The following is a 22,518-nucleotide window of genomic DNA, read 5'->3' on the forward strand; positions in this document are numbered from 1 at the left end:
CGTCTCGATCGAGGCGCGGTTTTTCTTTTGGCTATACGATTTTTTTGGGTCGTGGCTTCAACGTTCGTTAACCATCTTGGTGTTTTCTATGCCTATCGAAACGGCGGGTTAACCAACAAGATTAACGCGTTAGCAGGCATGAAGCTGGCCGCCGTTTCCCGGTAATCCCGGAATGTCCCTTTCAATCCAGAATTCCCAAGGGGCACTCAGCCAATGACTTCTATCATGACCAACAACGCCGCGATGGCCGCACTCTCCACGCTGCGTTCGATCAATTCCTCGATGGAAACGACGCAGGACCGTATTTCGTCCGGCTTCCGCGTTGGTAACGCTTCCGACAACGCTGCTTACTGGTCGATCGCAACGACCATGCGTTCGGACAACAAGGCTCTCGGCACCGTTCAGGACGCACTCGGCCTCGGCGCTGCGAAGACCTCGGTTGCCTACACCGGCATGAAGGCTGCGATCTCCGTCGTTGACGAAATCAAGGCAAAGCTGGTTGCTGCCAGCGAACCGGGCGTTGACAAGTCCAAGGTCCAGAAGGAAATCACGCAGCTTCAGGAACAGCTGAAGAGCGTCGTCAAGTCCGCCTCGTTCTCCGGCGAAAACTGGCTCTACACTGCTTCCGGCGCAACGGCTCCGGGCACCAAGTCGATCGTCGGTTCGTTCAACCGCGACGCCAACGGCAATGTCAGCCTGACGACGCTCGACGTCGACACGACCAAGACCATGCTGATCGACGAAGCTGCAACGGCAAACGGCCTGCTGACGGCAGAACTCAAGGATGCAGGCGGCACGGCTATCGCTGGCGTCAGCGTTCTGAACCTCAACATCACTGCTGCCGACACGACCGCGCTGAAGAACTACCTCAGCGGTGTTGACACCGTGCTGAAGAGCATGACCGATGCCGCTTCGGACCTCGGTGCTATCGACAGCCGCATCGACCTCCAGAAGGACTTCGTCGACAACCTGATGGACTCGATCGAATCGGGCGTCGGCAAGCTGGTTGACGCTGACATGAACGAAGAGTCGACCCGCCTGAAGGCCCTGCAGACGCAGCAGCAGCTCGGCATCCAGGCCCTGACGATCGCCAACACCAACTCGCAGAACATCCTGTCGCTGTTCAAGTAATCAGCGCATCGAGCGTGGGGGCGCATTTGCCCTCATGATCATCCACTCCAGGAAACCGCGTCGCCCGAGAGGGCGGCGCGGTTTTTCCGTTTCCGGTCTGTGGCTTGTTGCCATTAACGCCTGCTTCATATTTCCTTATTTTTGTTCACCTTCGTTACTGACTTATGAATGGCGTTAACCGTTTGTTAACCAAACAATCGTTACACATTCGTTAAGAGCGAAGGGTCGCCCCCAGGGCAAAACAGGGGCGGTTCGCATGACGCTGGTCCCGTCGCTGCCGGTCATTCACACCGGGATGTTCTCAAAAAAATCATTCGGGGCAAGTGACCAATGACCAGCATCATGACCAACACGGCCGCCATGGCCGCACTCCAGACGTTACGCTCGATCAACACGAACATGGCCGAAGTGCAGGACAGGATCTCGTCCGGCTACCGGGTGCAGACCGCAGCGGACAATGCCGCCTACTGGTCGATCGCAACCACCATGCGATCCGACAACGCCGCTCTGTCGACGGTACAGGACGCGCTCGGCCTCGGCGCAGCCAAGGTCGATACCGCCTATGAAGCGATGAAAGCTTCCATCGACATCGTCACGGAAATCAAGACGAAACTGGTTGCCGCGCGCGAGCCAGGTGTCGACAAGCTCAAGATCAACAAGGAAATCACCGAGCTGAAGAACCAGCTCATGTCCGCCGCGCAATCGGCGTCGTTCTCGAGCGAGAACTGGCTCTACAACACCAATACCGCCGCCGTCGGCACAAAGTCGATCGTCGCCTCCTTCAACCGCGACGGAAACGGCAACGTTTCCATTACGACGCTTGATTTCGACACGGCGCAATCGATGCTGATCGACTCAGGCAGCTCGGCACGCGGCCTGCTGACCAGAGGCTATGATGCCGATGCGCTCCTGGGAACGCCGACCGGCACCGCGGCTCCGTACTATCTGATCGTCGCACCGCCCGCAGCTCCTCCGACCGGCACCGAAATCAAGCTGTCCGCATCCACCACGCCTGCCGACATGGACGCGATGATCCGCGTCGTCGACAAGATCCTCGGACAGTTGACGGACGCCGGCTCGACACTTGGCGCGATTACCAAGCGCATCGACATGCAGGAAAGTTTCGTCGCCAACCTGATGGATACGATCGACAAGGGCGTCGGCCGTCTTGTCGATGCCGATATGAATGAGGAATCGACGCGGTTGAAGGCGCTGCAGACGCAACAGCAGCTCGGCATTCAGGCGCTCTCGATCGCCAACACCAATTCCGAAAACATCCTGCGTCTCTTCCAGCAGTAAGGTTTTCCAGCCGGTGGCGCTCTGGCCCGCCGGATTGAGATCGCTCGGCCGCATCCGCTGAGAAGCGGATGCCGGAACGGGTTGAGTTCTGCCATGTCGTCGGTCACGGCACCCGGTGGAAACGGTTGGACCGCGCTAATTGCCCTGGCGCGGTCCAACACATTCATTTTCGCACAAGTTTGACCGAATAGCCTTCCCTCGCAGTCCTGTCGGTTGACTGCCGGCCAATATGAGATTTGCGCCGCCGCCTGCATTGGTCCGCCGCTTGGACGAGAGTTTTCGAGCGCGACCTGTGTAAGTCCAAGCATGCAGGGTTCGCCGCTATCGGCGACCGGACCCGAGGGAGACATTTCAGCAGTGTCAGCATCATGGGAATTCTGCGCCGTAAGGCGGCGCCTGTCGGGCAGACGGGGATCGCCGGCTGTCGGTCTGCGCGCATCGAGGTTCCAGCCATGAGCGCGATGCTGTCCCGCTATCTCAAGGATTTCAGCGCGCCAAAAGTCGAACTGTCGATGATGCCGCCGAAATATTTTCCCGATCTGGATATCGACTACTCCGATAGTGACCGGTCCGCGCCGCGGTCGATCGCCCCTCAGATCGATGTCGATGCCGAGCGTCGTGAAGCATTCGAGCAGGGCCGCGCGGAAGCGCAGGCAGAGCTTGCCTTTGAACACGCCAACCAGATTGCCGACCTCCAGGCCGCCCACGCAGCCGAAATCGAAGCCCTGACCAAGCGCTTCGAGGATGAGGCGGCAAGCCGCGTTGCCGAACGATTCAACGAGATGACGGACCAACTTGCCGTTTCGCTGGGTGACCAGACCGCCCGTGTGCTTGCTCCCGTCATGGAGGATGCGCTCTTGCAGCGGGCCGTTGCCGATATGGCCCAGATGATCCGGCAGGGGATCGTCGCCGGCGAAGGGTGTGCGATCACCATCAAGGGGCCGCTTCCCCTGTTCGAAGCGTTGAAGAGCAGCCTCGGCGACGACATGCCGGTGTTCCGCCACATTGAAACAATGGACGTCGATCTCGCCATCGAAATGGATGGCACGATCCTCGTCACCAGAATGGCGGCTTGGGCCGACACTGTCCGGAAGGTTCTCGCATGAGCGACGAAAGCCACCACAACGGCAAGAACGAAATCATCATCGTCAAGCGCGTGAGCGGCCATCATGACGGCCATCACGGCGGAGCGTGGAAGATCGCCTACGCCGACTTCATGACCGCGATGATGGCTTTCTTCCTCGTCATGTGGCTGATCAATGCTGCCAATGAAGAGACCAAGGCGGCGATCGCCTCCTATTTCAACCCGGTTCAGTTGACCGACCAGAAGCCCGCCGAACGTGGCCTCAAGGACCCCGCCAAGGATGCGCAGGGTGAAGAGACGCAACAACGATCGAAGGTGGACGGCGAGCAGGAAAAGTCCGGTGGCTCTGCCAAGACCGGCGACCAGCTGACGGCGACCTCGGGCGAGGAAACGAAATATTCCGACGCCGACTTTTTCGAAAATCCCTATTCCGTGCTTTCCGAGATCGCACAGGAAGTGGGACAGCAGGCAAACATCAGCGTCAAGGGTGACGGCGGCGCGGCGCAATCCGGGCCATCGACCGGTGCGGAGGGCGGCGAAGCCTATCGCGACCCGTTCGACCCGGATTTCTGGACCAAGCAGGTCGAAGTCAAGGATGCCGGCAACACGGCCGAGACAGATGTAGCCCTAGCGTCCAAGTCGGCCATGGAAAGCGGCGCAGCGCCGCTGCAGAATACCGCGGAAGACCAGAAGACCAAGGATGGCGCGAAGCCTGCCGATGCCGGCAAGAGCGATGCCGAAAAGGCCGAGCTGCTGAAGCAGGATGCCGCGGCGCAAGCGGAAGCGCTGAAAGCCGAGATCACCAAGGAGCTCGGCGGCGATGCCGGCAAACTGGCGGAAGGCCTCGTCGTGACGCCGGCAGAGGGCGGCCTGCTGGTGACGATCAGCGAGCAGACGGATTCCCAGATGTTTGCCGTCGGTTCGGCCGTGCCGCAGAAGGAACTGGTCATGGCGATGGAAAAGATCGGCAGGCTGTTGTCTGAGCGCCAGGGCGCCGTTGCCATCCGTGGCCACACCGACGGTCGGCCGTTCAAGGATGGCACCTATGACAACTGGCGCCTTTCGGCAGCGCGAGCCCAGAGCGCCTACTACATGCTCGTTCGCGGGGGTCTGAAGGAAGATCGCGTCAGCCAGATCACCGGCTTTGCCGACAGACGGCTGCAGATCCCTGGCGATCCCTACGCGCCCGGCAACCGCCGTATCGAAATCCTGCTGCAGTCGGCAAAGGGCTAGGACCGATGCTGCGACGCCTGAGATCCGCCTTGATGATGTCGGTCCTTGCCATCCCGCTTTCGGCGGGAATGGCCGGTGCCAACGATCTCGAGGAGCTTGCACCGTTCAAGATGATCCGATCGCTGCAGTATGTGCAGGATTCGGTGGTGCTCGGCGATCATTCGGCCATCGAGATGCAGCGCTTCATGCTGGGGGCGATCGACAAGCGGCTGAGGGCCGCAGACGCATCCGTGTTCCGCGATCCGCGCAACGTCGATGCCGCACTTGTCTACGCCATGAGCGGCGGCAATCCGGAGACGCTCAACTATCTCGCCGACCACGATGTCGACGGCAATTTCGATTCGCGCGTTACCGATGCGCTGCGCCAGTATCTCGGCGGCAAGGGCGGCCTGATCGTCGAGAGCCTGTCGAAGGCGGCGCCCGAGTACCGCAACTCCCGTGTGGGTCCCTACCTGTTTCTGATCCTGGGCAATGCCGCCTCACAGCAGGATCCGGTTGGGGCGATGAAATTCTACGACTGGGCGCGATTGATGGCTCCGGGCACGATCATCGAAGAGGCGGCGCTTCGCCGCTCCGTCTACCTCGCGGTGCAAGCGAACTTGCCGGAGAAGGGCTTCCGCTACGCGCTGAACTACGCCCGCCGCTTCCTGACGTCGCCCTATGCGAGCCAATTCGCCGATGTCTTCGTCGAGCTGGCCGTGGGGCATTTCGAAGAAGGCGCGCATGAGCGGATTTCCGAAATCCTGACTTTCATGGACGCGCCGCGCCAGCGGGAGGTCTATCTGCGCGTCGCGCGTCGCGCCGCCATCAGCGGCAAGCAGACCCTGGCGAAGCTTGCATCCGAGCGAGCCGAACAGCTTGCAGCCGATGGCGCCTCCGAGCCGCGCGTGCTTGCCAATTTTTATGCTGGGCTGGCGGCGGTACCGTCGTCCGACGTGTTTGCCGCGACCCAGAGCATCGCCGCGATCCCGGACGCGGAACTCTCACCGCGCGACCGCGCCCTGCGCGATGCCGCCAAGGCGGTTGCAGATGCGGTCGTCAGACCACCGGACGATGAAAGCCTCACGCAAGCGTTCTCCGCTAGACCGGTTGTACCAGCCACGCCGAACGAAGATGTCGAAGGCGCGGAAACGGGAAGCGGCATGAGCCCGTTCGGGAAACCGACGGCGCAGGCCAGCGCCCCGACAGCGGAAGAGACGACACAGGTCAGCGCCGACGCTGCCGCCGCCTCCGACCCCGCCCACGATGGTTTCGTGGCGAAGGGCCGGTCAAAGGTCGACGAGATCGATGCGCTGCTTAGGGGGGAAGGCAAATGAGAGCTCTGGATGAAAGCCTGCGCGCACCGCCTCAAACGCCGACGGGCAAGGCGGGCGCCCGCGCGGGTGGCAAGGACCAGGCCCCAGGTGCCTTCGAGGATGCCGTCGCAACCGCCGGGCGCCAGAAGGCGAACGGGCAGGGCGCACAGGGTTCGATCGCGGGAGCCGGCGATGCCGCAGAGGGCGACAATTCGGGAGCTGCGGCTTTGATCGGTAACGGTGGCATCAAGGGCGGTGACGCTCAGATCTCGATCTCCAAGCCGACGCACAGGGCGCCCGGGGATCTCGAAGATCCGTCGCCCGAGAATCAGAATGGTCAGAACGAACGCTTCTCGCTCGCTGCGCGTGACAAGGACGCCAAACGTCTTGCTGCCGCCAGGGCAACGCTGGCGCGCGAGAATGCGGGCGCGTCCGACCCGGCCGGCAACACGGACGACGTGGCTGCGCACTTAGCTTCGCTGTCGCACGGACTTGGCAAAGCCCAGGCCGGCGGCACTCAAGGCGTCGAAGGCAGCGGCGAGGCGACTGACGGGCAGGCGGCTTCCGATGCCAAACAATCGCCGAACGCCAGCGTGGACGATCTGCTGACGTTGCTCGGCGGCAGCGCGATGCCGTCGGCGCGCGCGGATGCGCAGGGCGGTGCAGCCGGAACGGCCGGCGTCCATGCGCTCGGCGACGGCAAGGCCAAGGGCACAGCGATGGCCGATGTGCATGGTACGAACGGCGAAGGCGGCGAAGGCGAACAGGGCACGGACAGGCTGTTTCGCTTTGCCCGCGCCGATGGCAAGGGCCAGGAGATCTCGATGAGCATATCGAGGGACGGTGAACGCGCGACGGTCGACGCGGCGCGGTCGTCGGCCAAGGCCGAAAACGTCACCGTGCTCGAGGCACGCCGGTATCTCGGCATTTCGATGAACACGAACTCCAGCAATGTCACCAGCGCGATCGCCGGAGACACAGGTTTTGCCCAGTCGTTGCAGCCCAGTGCGGCCCTTGGCCAGCCGGGCGCATGGACCCAGGCAGGCAAGACCTTGAACACGCTCAAGATCCAGATGCATCCGATCGAGCTCGGCCTTGTTACCGCGACGTTGCGGTTGAAGGACGACGAGCTGCAGGTGGAGCTGAAGGTCGAAAACGCCGACGCTTTCCGCCAGTTGCGCGACGACCAGAGCGAAATGGTCAAGGCACTGCGGGCCCAGGGCTTCGCAGTCGATCAGATCAACGTCGTGTTCAATTCGGGCGGCGATGCCTCTGCAGGCGGCGGCAGTTCGCAGCAGCAGGCTCAGGCGGGCCAGCAGGGCCGCGAGCGCGCCGAGGACGGTGGCGGCCAGGGACGGCAGCGACAGGATGGCGACAGCCAGGCTTCAATGGCGGAAAGGCGAGTTGGCAATGGCGGTACGGATGATGCGGTTGCCGGCACTGAGCGTTCTCGCACTGGTCACGTCTACATGTAGCGCATTCGCCAGTGCTGACTCCGGCATCTGCGAGCGCGAAATCATCTCGGCAGCGTCGAAATACGGCGTCCCCGCAGGCATTCTCTATTCCGTCGGGCTGACGGAGACGGGCCGCAAGGGATCGCTGCAGCCATACGCGATGAACATCGAGGGTAAGGCCTACTTCGGCAACAGCACCCAGGACGTCCTGGTCCGCTTTGCCAACGCCCAGGCGCAGGGTGCCAAGCTCATCGATCTCGGTTGTATGCAGATCAATTACTACTTCCATGGCGATCAGTTCGCATCGCCGACGGAGATGCTTGACCCGCGCAAGAATGTCGAATATGCCGCGCGCTTCCTGTCCAACCTCCGCGCGAAGCACGAGAGCTGGACCATGGCCGTTGCGCGCTATCACGCCGGCCCGAACAACGACCCGGCGCAGAAGAAATATGTCTGCCGGGTGATCGCGAATCTGGTCGCGACGGGCTACGGCAAGTGGACGCCGAACGCCACGCAGTTCTGCCAATAAACAACCATTGAGTGCTTGATCGCGAGCCTTGCCGCATTGTGGCGACAATGCGCGGAGAATGTGACGGCAAGTGGTTTTGTCGCGGACCGTTAACTTTTCCACATTATTTTAGTGTGATCATTAACGTCAAGCCACTAGATGTAGATCAAATCGGTGCGACATGGTTAATCAATTATTAATTCCACCCATTAACTTCCTCTAGTTGTTCATGAATCCCTCGATTCGTACCTCTCAATCAGTGCGGTGCCATACTGATTCGGAGGCGGACGAATGATCGTAGTGGTTGATGATAGAGAACTCGTGAAGGACGGCTATACGTCGCTTTTCGGGCGTGAAGGAATTCCCTCGACGGGCTTCGATCCCAAGGAGTTCGGTGAGTGGGTGAATGCGGCGGCGGATTCGGATATCGATGCGGTCGAAGCGTTTCTGATCGGTCAGGGTGACAGCACCTTTGCCTTGCCGCGCGCGATCCGCGACCGGTCGATGGCGCCCGTCATCGCCGTCAGCGATACGCCCTCGCTCGAAAACACGCTGGCGTTGTTTGACTGCGGCGTCGACGACGTCGTTCGCAAGCCCGTCCATCCCCGCGAAATCCTGGCCCGGGTGGCGGCGATCCGCCGGCGTCTGAAGGCCATCAACAACTACACCGATATCGGTCCGATCCGCGTCTTTGCGGATGGCCGCGATCCGGAGATCAACGGCGACGTGTTCGCATTGCCGCGCCGCGAGCGCCGCATTCTCGAATACCTGGTCTCGAACCGCGGTCGCCGCGTCTCCAAGTCTCAGATTTTCAACGCGATTTACGGCATCTTCGATGAAGACGTCGAGGAGAACGTCGTCGAGAGCCACATCAGCAAGCTGCGCAAGAAACTGCGCAAGAAGCTCGGCTTCGACCCGATCGATTCCAAGCGTTTCCTTGGCTACTGCATCGACTGGAACTAAGGCGCGCTCAAGCGGTCGAATGCGGCACCTAAGACAGGTTCACGCAAGGCCCGCTTCCTAGTGTCGCTGCAACGTGGAAATGAGGATCCGATATGAGTCTCTATGGCAGCATGAGAACGGGCGTCTCCGGTATGAACGCTCAGTCGAACCGTCTCGGCACAGTGGCTGAAAACATCGCCAATTCGAACACGACGGGCTACAAGCGCGCCTCGACGGAATTCTCATCGATGATCCTGCCCTCGGGCGGCGGCAACTACAATTCCGGTGGCGTCGAGACCCAGGTGCGCTACAGCATCTCGCAGCAGGGCGGCACCAGCTACACGACGTCGGCAAGCGACCTTGCGATCAACGGTGGCGGCTTCTTCATCGTCCAGGGCAATGGCGGCGAGAACTTCCTGACCCGCGCCGGCTCGTTCGTTCCCGACAAGGATGGCAACCTCGTCAACACCGCCGGCTTCAAGCTGATGGGCTACGAATACAAGGCTGGCGCCGACCCGACGGTTGTCGTCAACGGCTTCGACGGCCTGACGGAAGTCAAGCTCAAGGACGAGGGCCTGGTGGCTTCCGGCTCGACCAAGGGTGCGATGGAAGCGAACCTGCCGTCGGGTGCTGCCATCGGCGACGAAAAGCCGACGTCGCTCGTCGTCTACGACAGCCAGGGCAACACCCGCATCCTCGACTTCGTTTACAAGAAGACCGGCGTGAACCAGTGGTCGGTTGAGATCAGGGACCGTTCGACATACACGGCTGGCCCGCCGGCAACGGGCGTGATCGGCTCGCAGAGCATGACTTTCGATGCGGCCGGCAAGCGCATTTCGGCCACGCCCGCTACGCTGACGACGACGCCTATAAACAACCTGCCGGGCACAGGCGCCAATCTCGGCGCCCTGACGATCGACACGACAAAGACGTCGCAGCTCGGTGGCGATTTCACCAGCACCGGCGGCGGCATCGACGGTTCGAAGCCGAGCAAGATGTCGGGCTTCGAGATCGACAAGGAAGGCATCGTCTACGTCAAGTACGGCGACGGCAACCTCATCCCGAAGTTCCGTATCGCGCTTGCCACCGTACAGAGCCCGGACAGGCTCCTGCCGCAATCTGGCAACGTCTATTCGCAGGGCACCGATTCCGGCGTCATCGTCACCGGTTTTGCCGGCTCCGGCGCTTTCGGCAACATCCAGTCCAAGGCGCTCGAGAACTCGAACGTCGACATCGCCAACGAGCTGACCTCGATGATCGAGGCGCAGCGCAACTACACGGCAAACTCCAAGGTGTTCCAGACCGCGTCTGACTTGCTTGAAGTTCTGGTCAACCTGAAACGGTAATTGAAAGAGATACGGTCCGCGTCATGTCGCTGTCCTCCGCAATATCCATCGCACAACAGGCCTTCAGCAACACGGCGCAGCAAACCGCGATCGTGTCGAAGAACATCGCGAACGCGGGCAACGCGGACTACTCGCGTCGGCTTGCGCTGCTCGGGAGCACGGCGAACGGAGCGCAGGTCGTATCCATCTACCGTGCCCAGAACGAGGCGTTGCTCAAACAGGGCATCGCCGGCATGGGCGCGGCCTCCGGTCAGGCAAGGCTCCGCGAAGGCTTGGAGCTGATGAAGTCAGCGCTCGGCGGCAACAATTACGAGATGGCGCCGTCCAAGCTGCTGGCCGACTTCCGCAACAGCCTTCAGACCTTTGCCGCAACCCCGGGCAACAAGACGATTGCAGCCGCCGCAGTCTCCGACGCCGGAGACCTGGCGGATTCGCTGAACAAGGCCTCGAAGGCCGTTCAGGACATGCGTGGGGACGCTGACAAGGAAATCGCGCTGGAGGTCGACAAGCTGAATGGCTTGCTGGCGGAGTTCGAAAAGGCCAACAACGCGGTCAAGGCGGCAACGGCGCAGGGGACCGACCCGAACGACGCGCTCGACCAGCGCGACAAGATCCTGAAGCAGGTTTCCGAGATCGTCGGTATCTCGACCACGACGCGCAACAACAACGACACGGTGATCTTTACCACCGACGGAACCGTTCTGTTCGAGACCATTCCGCGGTCCGTCACCTTCGCTTCGCAAAACACCTATGACGCAACGACTGTCGGCAACAAGATCTATGTCGACGGTGTGCCGATCGCCGCCGGCACCGGCGCCGATACGACGGCCAAGGGCAAACTTGCCGCACTCGTGCAGCTGCGCGACGACGTCGGTCCGAAATTCCAGTCGCAGCTCGACGAGATCGCGCGCGGTCTGGTGACCTTGTTCCAGGAAAGCGGCCAACCCGGTCTGTTTACCTGGGGTTCGCCCGGTATTCCGCCTGTCGGCATCGCGCCTGGCATGGCATCGAAGATCGCGGTCAATGCGCTGGCCAAGGCTAACCCGCTGATGCTGCGCGACGGCGGTTTCGACGGCACGTCGAACAACCCGACCGGCAATGCCGGCTATACCGATCTGCTGGATGGTTTCGTCAACAAGATGGGCGAGAACATGGCGTTCGACCCCTTGTCCGGCCTCGACAACAGCAGCAGCATCATGAACTTCGCCACCAGCTCCGTTGGCTGGCTGGAGCAGTTCCGCAAGACTGCGTCGACAGCCGACGACAACAAGTCCGCGCTCTTGTCACGCACGGCGGAAGCACTGAGCAAGCAGACGGGAGTGAGCATCGACGAGGAACTGTCGCTGCTCCTCGATCTCGAACAATCCTACAAAGCATCGGCCAAGTTGGTCAGCACGGTGGACGCCATGATGGCGGCCCTTATGGAAGCTGTGAGGTAATCATGAAGACGTCCTTCGTTTCGAACCTGGCGATCCAGAGCGCCATGCGCCTGACGATTCAGCAGACTCAAGCCGAGTTGCTGAAGCGGTCGCAGGAACAGACAACCGGCATCCATTACGATCTCGGGCTGACGCTCGGCGCAACGACGTCGCGATCGCTGAACCTTCAGCGTGAGCTGGACAGGATGTCGGCGATGAAGAGCACCAACGCCGTCGTCACGCAGCGCCTTTCGGCGTCCCAGGGTGCGCTCGAAACGATGCAGAAGGCGGCCGAGAAGGTGCGCGATACGCTCGTTACCTACAAGGGTAACGACGGCGTTGACGCGATGAAGATCCTGAAGACGGAAGTGAACGGCGCCCTTCAGATCTTTACGTCGGCGGCCAATACCTCCTTCAACGGCGAATTTCTGTTCTCGGGCATCAACACCGACGTCAAGCCGTTGACCGAATACAACTCCGTGCCTCCGTCTGCGGCAAAGGCCGCTTTCGATACGGCGCTGACCACCTACATGTCGGCGAACAGCCTCACTGACATGAGCCAGTTCACACCGGCGCAGATGCAGGATTTCATCAGCAACACGCTGGAGCCGATGTTCACCGGCCCTGGCTGGGATGCCAACTGGTCGGATGCGTCGAGCCAGAACATGACGAGCCGCATCAGCGCGAGCGAGGTCATCGAGAGCTCGACCAACGCCAACACCAAGAGCTTCCGCATGTTCGCGCTTGCAAGCGTGATTTCGTCGGAGCTGATGGACAAGAACGTCAATTCGCAGGTTCGAAACACGATCAGCAACGCGGCATTCGGTTACGCAGAGCAGGCCATTGCCGGTCTGAATGGCGAACGCAGTTCGCTCGGCATCTCCGAATCGCGCGTCAAGAAGGCGACCACGTCGCTCGAGGCGCAGCAGAAGCTGCTCAATACCCACATCTTGGACATCAATGGCATCGATCAGATCGAAACGGCGACCCGTGTGAACACCTTGAAGACCCAGCTCGATACATCCTACGCGCTGACGTCGAGACTGCAGCAGATGAGCTTGCTCAACTACCTCTGAGAAGAGGCGACCGGACAAACATGAAGGATGTCTGAATGTACCAATTTTCCTATGCCGAGATCATGGAGGACGGTGTTGCCGACTCCAAGAATCGAGAACGGCAGGTACTCGATCGCTCGATCGCGCTCCTGGAAGCCGCGAGACAGCAGAACGGGTATTCGAGAGAGGCCATCGAGGCCATCTATTTTACCCGGCGCGTCTGGATCCGCTTCATCGAGGATCTTCGCGCACCGGAAAACCAGCTCAACGAAGAGCTGCGCGCCAATCTGATTTCGATCGCCATCTGGATACTCAACGAGACGGAAAAGATCCGCAAACGCGAATCCTCCAACTTCCAGGGCATAATTGACATTACCACCATCATCAGGGATGGACTGAAATGAAGAGCACACTGCGTATCTCGCTGAAATCGGGCGAAAGAATTTTTGTAAACGGCGCGGTGCTTCGCGTTGACCGCAAGGTCGCCGTCGAATTCCTGAATGACGTGACTTTCCTTCTGGAAAACCACGTCCTTCAGCCGGAAGATGCAACGACGCCGCTGAAGCAGCTCTACTTCATCGCCCAGATGATCCTGATCAACCCGGAAGGTGCCGAGCAATCGACCGCCATGTTCCGCAAGTCGATCGTCATGCTGCTTAACTGCTTCAAGAATGAAGAGATCCTGGCGGAGTTGAAGCGGGTCGACGGCCTGGTCACCAATGGCCGCGCCTTCGAGGCGCTGAAGGCGATCCGCGGGCTCTATGCAATCGAAGACCGCATCCTCAACACGCAGGAAATCACGCCGGCCACGGTCGAGCAGATTCGCAAGGAGATTGCACCATGGCGGTAAGTGGCGTCAGTAACAATGACTACAGCCCGATCGTCTCGGGTGCCGATTCCGGCAACGACGCCAGCAAGGCGTCGCTGAACTATGAGAGCTTCCTCAAGCTGCTCGTCGCCCAGATGAAGAATCAGGACCCGACCCAGCCGATGGACGCCACGCAGCAGATCGCGCAGCTTGCGACCTTCTCGCAGGTCGAGCAGACGATCAAGACCAACAAGAACCTCGAGAGCCTGCTGCAACGCACGTCGCTTAGCGAGGCGGATGCGGTGATCGGCAAAACTGTCACCAATGCAGACGGAACGGTCACTGGCGTCGTCAAGGAAGTCAAACTATACTCTGACGGAATCATTGCAGTGCTGGATAACGGCAAGGAGCTCGTTATCGGCCCAGGCGTCAAGGTAAAGTGATACCCGAATGAATGAGGCGGATGCCCTCGATATTGTGCAGGCTGCGATCTGGACCGTGATCGTGGCCTCAGGGCCCGCCGTTCTCGCCGCGATGATCGTCGGCGTCGTCATCGCCTTTATTCAGGCGCTGACCCAGGTTCAGGAAATGACCCTGACCTTCGTCCCGAAGATCCTTGCGGTGATGATCACGGTCGCCGTTTCCGCGCCCTTCATCGGCGCTCAGATCTCGATTTTCACCGACATCGTCTTCTCCCGAATCCAATCTGGATTCTGATCGCGCGTTCGCGCTACCACCTTCGCGCAAGCTTGGGCCTCTATCTCCAGTCTTAGATTGGGGCAGCGCGTGTGAATGCTGCCCGACCTCTCATGAAGAGACGGAAGAGACATGGCACAGCAAGCAGCGTTGATTATCCCGAAAGTAGCACCAAAGGGCCGGGACATCGGCTTTGCGCTCGGGATCGTGGCGATCCTCGCAATTCTCTTCCTGCCGATCCCGCCGTTCCTGATCGACATGGGGCTGGCGTTCTCGATCGCCTTCTCGGTCTTGATTCTGATGGTGGCGCTGTGGATCCAGCGGCCCCTCGAATTCTCGTCCTTTCCGACGATTCTGCTGATTTCGACCATGGTTCGCCTGGCGTTGAACATCGCAACGACCCGCGTCATCCTTTCCCACGGTCATGAAGGCCACGGCGCTGCCGGCGGCGTCATCTCCGGTTTCGCCAGCCTCGTCATGTCCGGCGATTTCGTCATCGGCCTGATCGTCTTCCTCATCCTGATCACGGTGAACTTCATCGTCATCACCAAGGGTGCGACGCGTATCGCCGAAGTCGGCGCGCGCTTCACCCTCGATGCCATCCCCGGCAAGCAGATGGCGATCGACGCCGACCTTTCGGCCGGTCTGATCGACGAGAAGGAAGCGCAGCATCGCCGTCGCGAGCTGGAGCAGGAGAGCTCGTTCTTCGGCGCCATGGACGGTGCCTCGAAGTTCGTCCGCGGCGATGCGATCGCCGGCTTGATCATCACTGCGATCAACATTTTCGGCGGGATCATTATCGGCTATCTGCGCCATGACATGCCGATCGGCGAAGCTGCCGACGTCTTCGTCAAGCTTTCCGTCGGTGACGGTCTGGTCTCCCAGATCCCGGCGCTGATCGTTTCGCTCGCCGCTGGCCTGCTCGTGTCGCGCGGCGGAACCGCCGGTTCCACCGACCAGGCTGTTGTCGGGCAGCTCGGCGGCTATCCCCGCGCCTTGATGGTTGCCTCCGGCCTGATCATCCTGCTCGCGCTGGTTCCGGGCCTGCCGTTCTTCCCGTTCGCGGTTCTCGGCGGTGGCATGGCGTTCCTGAGCTGGATCATTCCGCGGCAGATCGCAGCGGAAAACGAGGCGCGCCGGATGCAGGAAGCGGCGACGGCCCAGCAGACCAAGGATGGCGAAGCAGACTCGGTCAAATCGGTGCTGAGGACCGCCGAGATCGAGCTGCTGCTGGGCAAGCAGGTGTCGACCCGGTTGCTCGGCGCCCACCAGGAACTGGCGTTCCGCGTCGGGAAGATGCGCCGCAAGTTCGCCGGTCAATACGGCCTCGTCATTCCGGAGATCAAGGTCTCCGACGATATCAGCATTCCCGACAAGGCCTACCACGTCCGCATCCACGGCACGACGATCGCCTCCAACACGGTGCGTGTCGGTGAAGTTCTTGTCGTTACCGGCGGCGGCCGCCGTCCGAGCGTGCCGGGAGACGAGATCCGCGAACCCGCCTTCGGCATGCCGGCGGTCTCGATCCTCGAAACCTTCACCGAAGACTTGAAGCGTGAAGGTTTCCACCCGATCGACAACGTCTCGGTGGTGCTGACGCATCTTTCTGAAGTGATCCGCAACAACCTGCCGCATCTCCTGTCGTACAAGGACGTGAAGGTGCTGATCGATCGGCTGGATCCGGAATACCGCAAGCTCGCCGACGAAATCTGCACCTCGCACATGTCCTACTCCGGGCTGCAGGCGGTGTTGAAGCTGCTCCTGGCGGAGCGGGTATCGATCCGCAACCTGCACCTGATCCTCGAAGCGGTGGCCGAACTCGCGCCGCATGTCAGAAAGACAGAACAGATCGTCGAGCATGTGCGCGTGCGCATGTCGCAGCAGCTGTGCGGCGACCTCGCCGACAACGGCATCCTGCGCGTCCTGCGCCTCGGCAACAAATGGGACATGGTATTCCACCAGGCGCTGAAGCGTGATGCCAAGGGGGAGGTCGTCGAGTTCGACATCGATCCGCGCCATCTCGAAGAGTTCAGCGAACAGGCGACGAAAGTTATCCGTGAACATCTCGATCGCGGCATGCCCTTCGTACTGGTAAGTTCGCCCGAATCCCGCTCTTATGTCCGCATGATCATCGAACGTCTTTTTGCCACTTTGCCCGTGCTCTCGCATGTCGAGCTTGCCAAGGGACTCGAGATCAAGATCATCGGCTCGATTTCATGATAACCGACCCCGAGGGCACGGTGCTCGCGCTGTTTGCGGCGTTCTGCCGGATCGGGGCGTGCATCATGATCATGCCGGGGTTTTCGACCGCGCGCATTCCCATGCAGATCCGGCTGTTCATCGCGGTCGCCATCTCCATGGCGATCCTGCCTGTCATGTGGGCCGACATCTACCCGCAGGTGACCGGCAAGGGCCACACCTATATCTACCTGATCGCGGCCGAAACGGCGGTTGGCGCGGTGATCGGTCTGGTCGCGCGCTACTATGTGCTCGGCCTTCAATTCGCCGGCACGGCGATAACGATGCTGATGGGCTTCAACCCGCCGCCATCGTCGGACGTGCTCGAAGACACGGCGGAGAACCAGATCACGAGCATGATCAGCTTTGCCGGGCTGATGATCCTGTTCATGCTCGACTTTCACCACGTCATGTTCGAAGCGATCGCCCAGTCCTATCGGGTCATGCCCGTCGGCAGTGTCTTCGATCCGCAGGGCGTTCTGATTACCTTGACGGATTCGCTCGAGCAGACCTTCATGATCATGGTGAGGCTTGCCAGCCCCTTCCTGATCTACGGCCTCCTGTTCAACGTCGCCATCGGCATGGTCAACAAGCTGGCGCCGCAGATCCCGATCTACTTCATCTCGCAGCCCTATCTGATCATGGGGGGCATGTTCCTGCTCTATCTCGGCATCGCCGCGATGCTGCGCCTGTTCGGCGACGGCTTTGCACCCGTCATGCAGGGAGGTTAGGGAAATGAAGACGCGGTCACAGAAGCTCAAGCGCCTGGTCGCCGTTCAGCGTCATCTCGAGCAGATGGCTGAGGCGGACTTCGTCGAGATGACGCGCCAGCGCGACGTCCTGGCCGAGACGATCGACGTCGTCGTCGATGCCATGGGCTCTGGCCATCCGATGCATCGCATGTTTTCCGGCCACTATTCCTCTCAGGTCGGGCGCCTTGTGCAGAAGGACCAGATGCTGCTCGGCATCCAGCAGACGCACGAAGCGCGCATGCTGAAGGAGCGTGCCAAGGCCGACCGGCTTGAGGAAAACATGAAGGAGGCCCGGCAGTCGGAAGACCGCGAGGAGGCCGATAATTCCATCTACGACCTGATCGACCAACACGTCGGCGGCCAAGCGCCAGCTTCCGGTAAGGTTGAGCGGCGATAGTGTGACATCCGCAACGCTCGCCGATCGGCAGGGCGTTCGGGTCGAATGTTGAACGCGCGATTGCGTCGGTCCTGATCAAGGACGCCGCGGTACCGTTGTCGAGAGGAATTGTCATGGCTATCTCTCCGCCCAGCGATCTGGTGATGGACGTCGTACGCGCCGCCGATCCGGCCGAGGTGCAGGAAGCGCAGGCCCGGCTCAAGGCCAATCGCGCCGCCTTTCAGGCGACGAGCCTGGCGGAAAACGGCAATGGCTTCGCCGCTGCGGTCAACGTACTCAACTCTTCGCAAGGATCGAGCGGTCTCGGCGACATCAACAACCGCGTCGAACAGAAGAAGGTTCCCGAGACCTACCGCAAGTTCGAGGCGATGATCTTGCAGAACTTCGTGAAATCCATGCTCCCGAACGACAGCGAGAACGTTTTCGGCAAGGGCACATCCGGTGACATCTGGAAGAGCATGATGGCCGAGCAGATCGGCGACGTCATCTCCAAGAGCGGCGGTATCGGCATTGCCGATCAGCTGGCCGCGGGCGATGCGCGTGAGCGCGTCAATGCCTCGCTCGATGGCAACAGCCGAAACCTGGCCGCAAGCCTCGTGCAGGAATACGAGCGCAAGACGCTCACTGGTTATTCGACTGACGACGATAAAAACAAACAAGCTTAATTGGGAGTTCATTTATGGAAGCTGTGGCATCCAACGACGTCCGGATCCAGAACGTGCTCGGCCGGCTGGAAATGATCATCGACAATGAAAACAGCCGGATCGGCGTTGATCCGGAGTTCGATATCAAGACGTCGAACGCGCACAAGAGCCGTTGCCTCTACGAATTGACGATGCTTCACCGCGATACGCTGCCGGGTGAGTTTTCGCCGGCCTTCGCATCGCAGACCCGTCACCTGCGCGACAAGCTCGAGGTCAATTCACAAAAGGTCGAAGCCCATCTCGATGCCGTGCGATCGGTCGTCGATCTCTTGAAGACCGCAGCTCAGGACGCCGATGCCGACGGCATCTATTCCGAAGCGCAGTTCCGCTACAGCGATTTCTAATGCTTAAGCTCATTCTCACCGGGGTTTGGGTCTGCGCCGTCACGCTCGGATCCGTCTATTATTCCATGCAGAGCGCTTCGGCGCCCGTCGTCTCGGATGCGGAAGCAACGCGGCGTGCATCGGAACAATATGTTCCGGGGGAAATGATCACGGTCCCCGTCATCAAGGACGGGGCCGTACAGGGCTATTTCCTGACGAAGCTTTCCTTCTCGGCAACGAAGGAAGGCATCAACAATCTGCGGGCGCCGCTTCGCCAGATGGTCACGGACGAGCTTTACGACATGCTCGTCGGCTCGCGCTTCATCGACGTTGCTGACACCGGCACCTTCGATCTGCCGACCTTCAAGTCGACGGTCAAGGATGGGCTCAACAAGAAGCTCGGCGGCGAGGTGATCACCGAGGTCCTCGTCGAACAGCTCGAATATCTGACCAAGGACGACGTCAAGCGCGTGGCCAACGGCCAGAACGTCCCGCGCCAGAAGCCTGTCGCCATCGTCGACAAGAATGGCAACGTTGCCAACGACAAGCTGCCTGAAGGCGGCGTCAGCGCCAGCAGCGGCCACTGATTGCCTACGCAACAGCTGAGGACCAGCGCAGGGTCGTATCAGTTCTTTTCCGGATTGCGGTACTGTTCGTTGACGAAGCCGAACTCAGCCATCAGCCGGCCTACGGCCACATAGAAGTGGTAAAGCCCGGCTGAGAAGAGACCGGTCTTCCTCCATAATCTGATGCCGCGCGGCAGCGAGGCAGCGAGCAGGGCAAGCGACTTCGCGAAGGTTTTCACCCGTCCGCCAAAGCTTGAATCCCGGCGGTGCTCTAGCATTGTCGAAATCGCCCCGTTTCTGAGACTGCGCGCGCGAACCCATGATGAACTGGTGCGCCGCGCCGGCACCGTTTCCGCCACCCACGCCTCGTTGGCCCAGGCGAACGAAAACCCCTTTTCCTTGCCGCGGCTGTAGAAGTCGGCGTCGCCGCCGCCGATGAAGTTGAAAGCGGGATCGAGAAACGGGCGCGGCATGGCGTCCAGAACCCGCCGCGTCACCAGCACGTTACCGGAGGAAAAGAGGATCGGCACAGGTCCGGTCGCTTCATAATGGGGCGTAAACACCGGGTGCCGCTTCCATTTCTGTCCGCTCACATCCTCGAAAACGGGCAGCTGAGGTCCGCCGACCATGTCAGCCTGGGTCGCTTCCTGTGCCGTGATGAGGCAATCGAGCCATTCGGGTGCGGCGATCTCGTCGTCGTCGATGATGGCGATGGCGCGCAGGTTGGGGTAGGTTTCAAGCGCTGTCGCCCATCCGGCATTGTAGGCGTAGCAGTTTCCGCGCTGGTGGGCGACGATGACGATGGAGTCCGACGGATGTCCGAGGAAAAAATCTTTCGCAGCCGCAGCGCCTGCCAGACCTTTATCGTCGTTCTCGACGACGACGGTCGCAAAGGCGATGTCAGGCCGTTGGGAAACAATCGTTTTCAGCGTCTTGATGACATGTTCGGGCCGCCGAAAGGTCGGCAGCACGACGACAAGCTCGATGTCACCGACGTCCTCCAGCTCGGTCCGGAAATAGATGGAAATATCCTGGCCGGTAGACGTCATCATGAAACCTGTGCAAGCGGATTGCTGGCCACCACTAAAGCAAATCTTCCTAAACAGATGCTGAACCGGGAAAACGACTTTTGAATGAATGCTTTAAGTGGTCCTTCACCCCGTCCTGCTAAAGAAGGACGCAATGCTCCATCCATGACGTTTGGCACAATGCACCTGGTTCTGGTCTCCTCGCTCGTTCCCGTCGAAAATCCCGCTTCCGGTTTCGACATCGCCAACCGTGCGCTGCTTGACGGTCTGCTTGCGCTCGGCCATCGGGTCAGTGTCGTCGGCTTCCTGCAGCCCGGACGCAAGCCCGCGCCTGGTTGCGAGATGCGCCTGCTCGGCGAGCTGGAGGTGACCAATGCCAAGGTTGGCCGTCGGCAAAAGTTGCGCTGGCTCGGGGCCGCCTTTCTCAACCGGACTTCCGTGTCTTCAGCCAAGATGCTCGGTGTATCGGCAGGCCGGATCCAGTCGATCCTGGACAGTCTCGCACCGTTCGATGGCCTGGTGCTCAACTCGGTGCAACTGCCTGCCGCCTTTGCGCAGGTCTTCCGCCCGTACCCTTCAATCTACGTCGCGCACAATGTCGAAGCCAATTCCGCATTGGAGAACGCCGAGCGCGCCAAGGGGGGCGTCGAGCGGCATCTGTTCAGGCGAGAGGCGGGTTATCTCGAACGCTACGAGCAGCAATTGGCACAAGACGCAGTGGCGTTGTGGACGTTTGCCGAAGCGGATCGTCTCGGTTTTGGTCGAGCGGTTGCCGATCGGGCGTTCGTGCTGCCTTTGGTGACGGGATGGGACGCGCCGGCCTGTCCGGATGTCCCGCGGCAACATGACCTCGGGCTGATCGGAACCTGGAGTTGGCGGCCAAACCGGCTCGGTCTGGACTGGTTTCTGCACGAGGTCGTGCCGCATCTGCCGGGGGACATATCGATTGCAATTGCCGGCCAATTGGAGGCGACACCTGCCGTTTCACATCCCGGCATTCGTTTCGTCGGCCGCGTCCCGGACGCGCGCACCTTCGTTGCAGCGAGTGCAGTCGTGCCGCTGATCAGCCGCGGCGGCACCGGGGTCCAGCTGAAAAGCATCGAAACTTTTGAGCTCGGCATGCCGTCGGTTGCCACCGACGCTTCGTTGCGCGGCATCGAAACCATCCCGGCAAACTGCACCGCGAGCGATGATCCCGCGGAGTTCGCCCGGCTCTTGGTCGAAAAAGTTGGCCGCGCGCGAGCGGGCGCTTCGCAGCGCCTGGATGGAACGCTGTTCCACGAGTTCCAGAAGGTCCGGATGATGCAGGTGATGCGGGATGTCCTGCCCAACCTTGCCGTGCGCGGCAAAAGCGATCGCGCGGCGCGGCCTTCACATGCTCGATGGACCGTTCACGACGGAGGGCGGTGATGACGGTTATGCCCACCGCCACGAACACATCTCTGTCGCAGCGGGTGATCCTCGGCATTCCGGTTGCCGATCCGGGCTGGGCGAATGCGTTCGACTTTGCCAACGACGCGGCGTCTCGCCCGACCGGTCAGGTCAGGATCGCCTTTCTCAATGCGAACAACGCCAACTTGATGATGAAGGACGCCGAGTTTCGCGAGGTCCTTCGCCGCCAAGTCGTCTTCCCAGATGGACACGGCGTCGATATCGCCTCCTACGTGTTCCACGGCGACATGTTTCCGGCCAATCTGAATGGAACCGATTTCGTCCCGGCCCTCCTCACCCATATCGACCGGCCCATGCGGGTCGCGATGATCGGTGCGCGGCCGGACGTCTTGGTGCAGGCGGCGGAGAACCTTGGCAGACATGCGCCCTGGCATGAGTTCGTGCCGGTGTCAGACGGATTCTTCGATCGCAACCGCTCGCGGGATATCCTTGCAGAGGTGCGGGCTTGCAAGGCGGATATTCTTATCGTTGCCATGGGGAGCCCGATGCAGGAAAAATGGGTCGACGCCTATGTCGGTGCTCAGGATGCCCGGCTGGTGATCACCGTCGGCGCGCTGTTCGATTTTGTTGCCAATGCGATCCCGCGTGCGCCGAAGCTCATGCGCAGGCTTCGGCTCGAATGGCTTTACCGACTTGCCCTGGAGCCGAAACGCATGTGGCGACGCTATATTCTTGGCAATCCCCTGTTTCTTTGGCATGTCGCTGTTCACAAGCTGACGGGCAGGGGGCGCAAGAATGTCGGCGAAGCCAGCCTTGGAGCGCGAAAATATTGACCCGCCCTTCCACGCG

At 60.7% G+C, this 22,518-nt stretch carries 24 protein-coding genes; 23 read left to right on the forward strand and 1 reads right to left on the reverse strand.

What is annotated here, in order from left to right:
• Positions 1-213: 213 nt before the first annotated feature.
• From LPJGGPFB_RS05025 to LPJGGPFB_RS05125, 21 genes are all read left to right on the forward strand, one after another.
• Positions 214-1,131, forward strand: coding sequence for a flagellin N-terminal helical domain-containing protein (locus tag LPJGGPFB_RS05025; RefSeq protein ID WP_173419004.1), 918 nt, complete (start codon positions 214-216; stop codon positions 1,129-1,131).
• A gap of 330 nt (positions 1,132-1,461) precedes the next feature.
• Positions 1,462-2,430, forward strand: a complete 969-nt coding sequence (locus tag LPJGGPFB_RS05030; RefSeq protein ID WP_077504326.1) for a flagellin N-terminal helical domain-containing protein — start codon at positions 1,462-1,464, stop codon at positions 2,428-2,430.
• Positions 2,431-2,882: 452 nt separating this feature from the next.
• Entirely contained in the window at positions 2,883-3,536 is a 654-nt protein-coding gene (locus LPJGGPFB_RS05035; protein WP_173420951.1) for a hypothetical protein, read from the forward strand.
• Positions 3,533-4,747: a MotB family protein gene (locus tag LPJGGPFB_RS05040; protein ID WP_173419005.1), complete on the forward strand. Its 1,215-nt coding sequence runs from the start codon at positions 3,533-3,535 to the stop codon at positions 4,745-4,747. The genes LPJGGPFB_RS05035 and LPJGGPFB_RS05040 overlap by 4 nt, the downstream gene beginning before the upstream one ends.
• 5 nt (positions 4,748-4,752) lie before the next feature.
• Positions 4,753-6,063 carry a chemotaxis protein MotC gene (motC, locus tag LPJGGPFB_RS05045; protein WP_173419006.1) on the forward strand — a complete coding sequence of 437 codons (1,311 nt, stop codon included), beginning with the start codon at positions 4,753-4,755 and terminating at the stop codon, positions 6,061-6,063.
• Entirely contained in the window at positions 6,060-7,517 is a 1,458-nt protein-coding gene (fliK, locus tag LPJGGPFB_RS05050) for a flagellar hook-length control protein FliK (protein ID WP_173419007.1), read from the forward strand. Before motC ends, fliK begins: the two co-directional genes overlap by 4 nt.
• Positions 7,468-8,025, forward strand: a complete 558-nt coding sequence (locus tag LPJGGPFB_RS05055; RefSeq protein WP_173420952.1) for a transglycosylase SLT domain-containing protein — start codon at positions 7,468-7,470, stop codon at positions 8,023-8,025. The genes fliK and LPJGGPFB_RS05055 overlap by 50 nt, the downstream gene beginning before the upstream one ends.
• A 270-nt stretch (positions 8,026-8,295) precedes the next feature.
• Complete coding sequence (rem, locus tag LPJGGPFB_RS05060; RefSeq protein WP_025425938.1) at positions 8,296-8,967, forward strand: transcriptional activator Rem; 672 nt, start codon at positions 8,296-8,298, stop codon at positions 8,965-8,967.
• Between the two features lie 92 nt (positions 8,968-9,059).
• Positions 9,060-10,292 (forward strand): flagellar hook protein FlgE, encoded by a 1,233-nt coding sequence (locus LPJGGPFB_RS05065; protein ID WP_173419008.1) that lies wholly within the window; start codon positions 9,060-9,062, stop codon positions 10,290-10,292.
• Between the two features lie 23 nt (positions 10,293-10,315).
• Positions 10,316-11,731 carry a flagellar hook-associated protein FlgK gene (gene flgK, locus LPJGGPFB_RS05070; protein WP_173419009.1) on the forward strand — a complete coding sequence of 472 codons (1,416 nt, stop codon included), beginning with the start codon at positions 10,316-10,318 and terminating at the stop codon, positions 11,729-11,731.
• 2 nt (positions 11,732-11,733) lie between these two features.
• Complete coding sequence (locus tag LPJGGPFB_RS05075) at positions 11,734-12,786, forward strand: flagellar hook-associated family protein (protein WP_173419010.1); 1,053 nt, start codon at positions 11,734-11,736, stop codon at positions 12,784-12,786.
• 35 nt (positions 12,787-12,821) lie between these two features.
• A complete protein-coding gene (flaF, locus tag LPJGGPFB_RS05080) occupies positions 12,822-13,169 on the forward strand; it encodes a flagellar biosynthesis regulator FlaF (RefSeq protein WP_025425942.1) in 348 nt (115 codons plus the stop codon).
• Positions 13,166-13,615 (forward strand): flagellar biosynthesis repressor FlbT, encoded by a 450-nt coding sequence (gene flbT / locus LPJGGPFB_RS05085; RefSeq protein WP_034800746.1) that lies wholly within the window; start codon positions 13,166-13,168, stop codon positions 13,613-13,615. The genes flaF and flbT overlap by 4 nt, the downstream gene beginning before the upstream one ends.
• On the forward strand, positions 13,606-14,016 hold the full coding sequence (gene flgD, locus LPJGGPFB_RS05090) for a flagellar hook assembly protein FlgD (protein WP_173419011.1): 411 nt from the start codon (positions 13,606-13,608) through the stop codon (positions 14,014-14,016). Before flbT ends, flgD begins: the two co-directional genes overlap by 10 nt.
• A 7-nt stretch (positions 14,017-14,023) precedes the next feature.
• Entirely contained in the window at positions 14,024-14,290 is a 267-nt protein-coding gene (gene fliQ / locus LPJGGPFB_RS05095) for a flagellar biosynthesis protein FliQ (protein ID WP_025425945.1), read from the forward strand.
• Positions 14,291-14,401: 111 nt separating this feature from the next.
• Positions 14,402-16,489 carry a flagellar biosynthesis protein FlhA gene (gene flhA / locus LPJGGPFB_RS05100; protein WP_173419012.1) on the forward strand — a complete coding sequence of 696 codons (2,088 nt, stop codon included), beginning with the start codon at positions 14,402-14,404 and terminating at the stop codon, positions 16,487-16,489.
• Positions 16,486-17,238: a flagellar biosynthetic protein FliR gene (fliR, locus tag LPJGGPFB_RS05105; protein ID WP_173419013.1), complete on the forward strand. Its 753-nt coding sequence runs from the start codon at positions 16,486-16,488 to the stop codon at positions 17,236-17,238. Before flhA ends, fliR begins: the two co-directional genes overlap by 4 nt.
• Before the next feature lie 4 nt (positions 17,239-17,242).
• Complete coding sequence (locus LPJGGPFB_RS05110; RefSeq protein WP_173419014.1) at positions 17,243-17,656, forward strand: hypothetical protein; 414 nt, start codon at positions 17,243-17,245, stop codon at positions 17,654-17,656.
• A 113-nt stretch (positions 17,657-17,769) separates the two neighbouring features.
• Complete coding sequence (locus tag LPJGGPFB_RS05115; RefSeq protein ID WP_173419015.1) at positions 17,770-18,321, forward strand: rod-binding protein; 552 nt, start codon at positions 17,770-17,772, stop codon at positions 18,319-18,321.
• A gap of 14 nt (positions 18,322-18,335) precedes the next feature.
• Entirely contained in the window at positions 18,336-18,704 is a 369-nt protein-coding gene (locus tag LPJGGPFB_RS05120) for a hypothetical protein (RefSeq protein ID WP_173419016.1), read from the forward strand.
• Positions 18,704-19,270, forward strand: coding sequence for a hypothetical protein (locus tag LPJGGPFB_RS05125; protein ID WP_173419017.1), 567 nt, complete (start codon positions 18,704-18,706; stop codon positions 19,268-19,270). Before LPJGGPFB_RS05120 ends, LPJGGPFB_RS05125 begins: the two co-directional genes overlap by 1 nt.
• Before the next feature lie 38 nt (positions 19,271-19,308).
• Here LPJGGPFB_RS05125 and LPJGGPFB_RS05130 read toward each other — a convergent pair whose 3' ends face one another.
• Entirely contained in the window at positions 19,309-20,298 is a 990-nt protein-coding gene (locus LPJGGPFB_RS05130; RefSeq protein ID WP_173419018.1) for a glycosyltransferase family 2 protein, read from the reverse strand.
• 144 nt (positions 20,299-20,442) lie between these two features.
• Between LPJGGPFB_RS05130 and LPJGGPFB_RS05135 the strand changes: the two genes are divergently transcribed.
• Entirely contained in the window at positions 20,443-21,687 is a 1,245-nt protein-coding gene (locus LPJGGPFB_RS05135; RefSeq protein ID WP_173419019.1) for a glycosyltransferase family 4 protein, read from the forward strand.
• Positions 21,687-22,502 carry a WecB/TagA/CpsF family glycosyltransferase gene (locus tag LPJGGPFB_RS05140; RefSeq protein ID WP_173419020.1) on the forward strand — a complete coding sequence of 272 codons (816 nt, stop codon included), beginning with the start codon at positions 21,687-21,689 and terminating at the stop codon, positions 22,500-22,502. The genes LPJGGPFB_RS05135 and LPJGGPFB_RS05140 overlap by 1 nt, the downstream gene beginning before the upstream one ends.
• Positions 22,503-22,518 lie beyond the last annotated feature (16 nt).

Origin of the sequence: Ensifer adhaerens (assembly GCF_013283195.1) — a bacterium.
GTDB classification, from domain to species: Bacteria; Pseudomonadota; Alphaproteobacteria; order Rhizobiales; family Rhizobiaceae; genus Ensifer; species Ensifer adhaerens_G.

Excerpts from the sequence above, each read along its gene's own strand:
- LPJGGPFB_RS05025 (WP_173419004.1), top strand. The coding sequence starts at position 214 with ATGACTTCTATCATGACCAACAACGCCGCGATGGCCGCACTCTCCACG.
- LPJGGPFB_RS05030 (WP_077504326.1), top strand. The coding sequence starts at position 1,462 with ATGACCAGCATCATGACCAACACGGCCGCCATGGCCGCACTCCAGACG.
- LPJGGPFB_RS05035 (WP_173420951.1), top strand. The coding sequence starts at position 2,883 with ATGAGCGCGATGCTGTCCCGCTATCTCAAGGATTTCAGCGCGCCAAAA.
- LPJGGPFB_RS05040 (WP_173419005.1), top strand. The coding sequence starts at position 3,533 with ATGAGCGACGAAAGCCACCACAACGGCAAGAACGAAATCATCATCGTC.
- motC (WP_173419006.1), top strand. The coding sequence starts at position 4,753 with ATGCTGCGACGCCTGAGATCCGCCTTGATGATGTCGGTCCTTGCCATC.
- fliK (WP_173419007.1), top strand. The coding sequence starts at position 6,060 with ATGAGAGCTCTGGATGAAAGCCTGCGCGCACCGCCTCAAACGCCGACG.
- LPJGGPFB_RS05055 (WP_173420952.1), top strand. The coding sequence starts at position 7,468 with ATGCGGTTGCCGGCACTGAGCGTTCTCGCACTGGTCACGTCTACATGT.
- rem (WP_025425938.1), top strand. The coding sequence starts at position 8,296 with ATGATCGTAGTGGTTGATGATAGAGAACTCGTGAAGGACGGCTATACG.
- LPJGGPFB_RS05065 (WP_173419008.1), top strand. The coding sequence starts at position 9,060 with ATGAGTCTCTATGGCAGCATGAGAACGGGCGTCTCCGGTATGAACGCT.
- flgK (WP_173419009.1), top strand. The coding sequence starts at position 10,316 with ATGTCGCTGTCCTCCGCAATATCCATCGCACAACAGGCCTTCAGCAAC.
- LPJGGPFB_RS05075 (WP_173419010.1), top strand. The coding sequence starts at position 11,734 with ATGAAGACGTCCTTCGTTTCGAACCTGGCGATCCAGAGCGCCATGCGC.
- flaF (WP_025425942.1), top strand. The coding sequence starts at position 12,822 with ATGTACCAATTTTCCTATGCCGAGATCATGGAGGACGGTGTTGCCGAC.
- flbT (WP_034800746.1), top strand. The coding sequence starts at position 13,166 with ATGAAGAGCACACTGCGTATCTCGCTGAAATCGGGCGAAAGAATTTTT.
- flgD (WP_173419011.1), top strand. The coding sequence starts at position 13,606 with ATGGCGGTAAGTGGCGTCAGTAACAATGACTACAGCCCGATCGTCTCG.
- fliQ (WP_025425945.1), top strand. The coding sequence starts at position 14,024 with ATGAATGAGGCGGATGCCCTCGATATTGTGCAGGCTGCGATCTGGACC.
- flhA (WP_173419012.1), top strand. The coding sequence starts at position 14,402 with ATGGCACAGCAAGCAGCGTTGATTATCCCGAAAGTAGCACCAAAGGGC.
- fliR (WP_173419013.1), top strand. The coding sequence starts at position 16,486 with ATGATAACCGACCCCGAGGGCACGGTGCTCGCGCTGTTTGCGGCGTTC.
- LPJGGPFB_RS05110 (WP_173419014.1), top strand. The coding sequence starts at position 17,243 with ATGAAGACGCGGTCACAGAAGCTCAAGCGCCTGGTCGCCGTTCAGCGT.
- LPJGGPFB_RS05115 (WP_173419015.1), top strand. The coding sequence starts at position 17,770 with ATGGCTATCTCTCCGCCCAGCGATCTGGTGATGGACGTCGTACGCGCC.
- LPJGGPFB_RS05120 (WP_173419016.1), top strand. The coding sequence starts at position 18,336 with ATGGAAGCTGTGGCATCCAACGACGTCCGGATCCAGAACGTGCTCGGC.
- LPJGGPFB_RS05125 (WP_173419017.1), top strand. The coding sequence starts at position 18,704 with ATGCTTAAGCTCATTCTCACCGGGGTTTGGGTCTGCGCCGTCACGCTC.
- LPJGGPFB_RS05130 (WP_173419018.1), bottom strand. The coding sequence starts at position 20,298 with ATGACGTCTACCGGCCAGGATATTTCCATCTATTTCCGGACCGAGCTG.
- LPJGGPFB_RS05135 (WP_173419019.1), top strand. The coding sequence starts at position 20,443 with ATGACGTTTGGCACAATGCACCTGGTTCTGGTCTCCTCGCTCGTTCCC.
- LPJGGPFB_RS05140 (WP_173419020.1), top strand. The coding sequence starts at position 21,687 with ATGACGGTTATGCCCACCGCCACGAACACATCTCTGTCGCAGCGGGTG.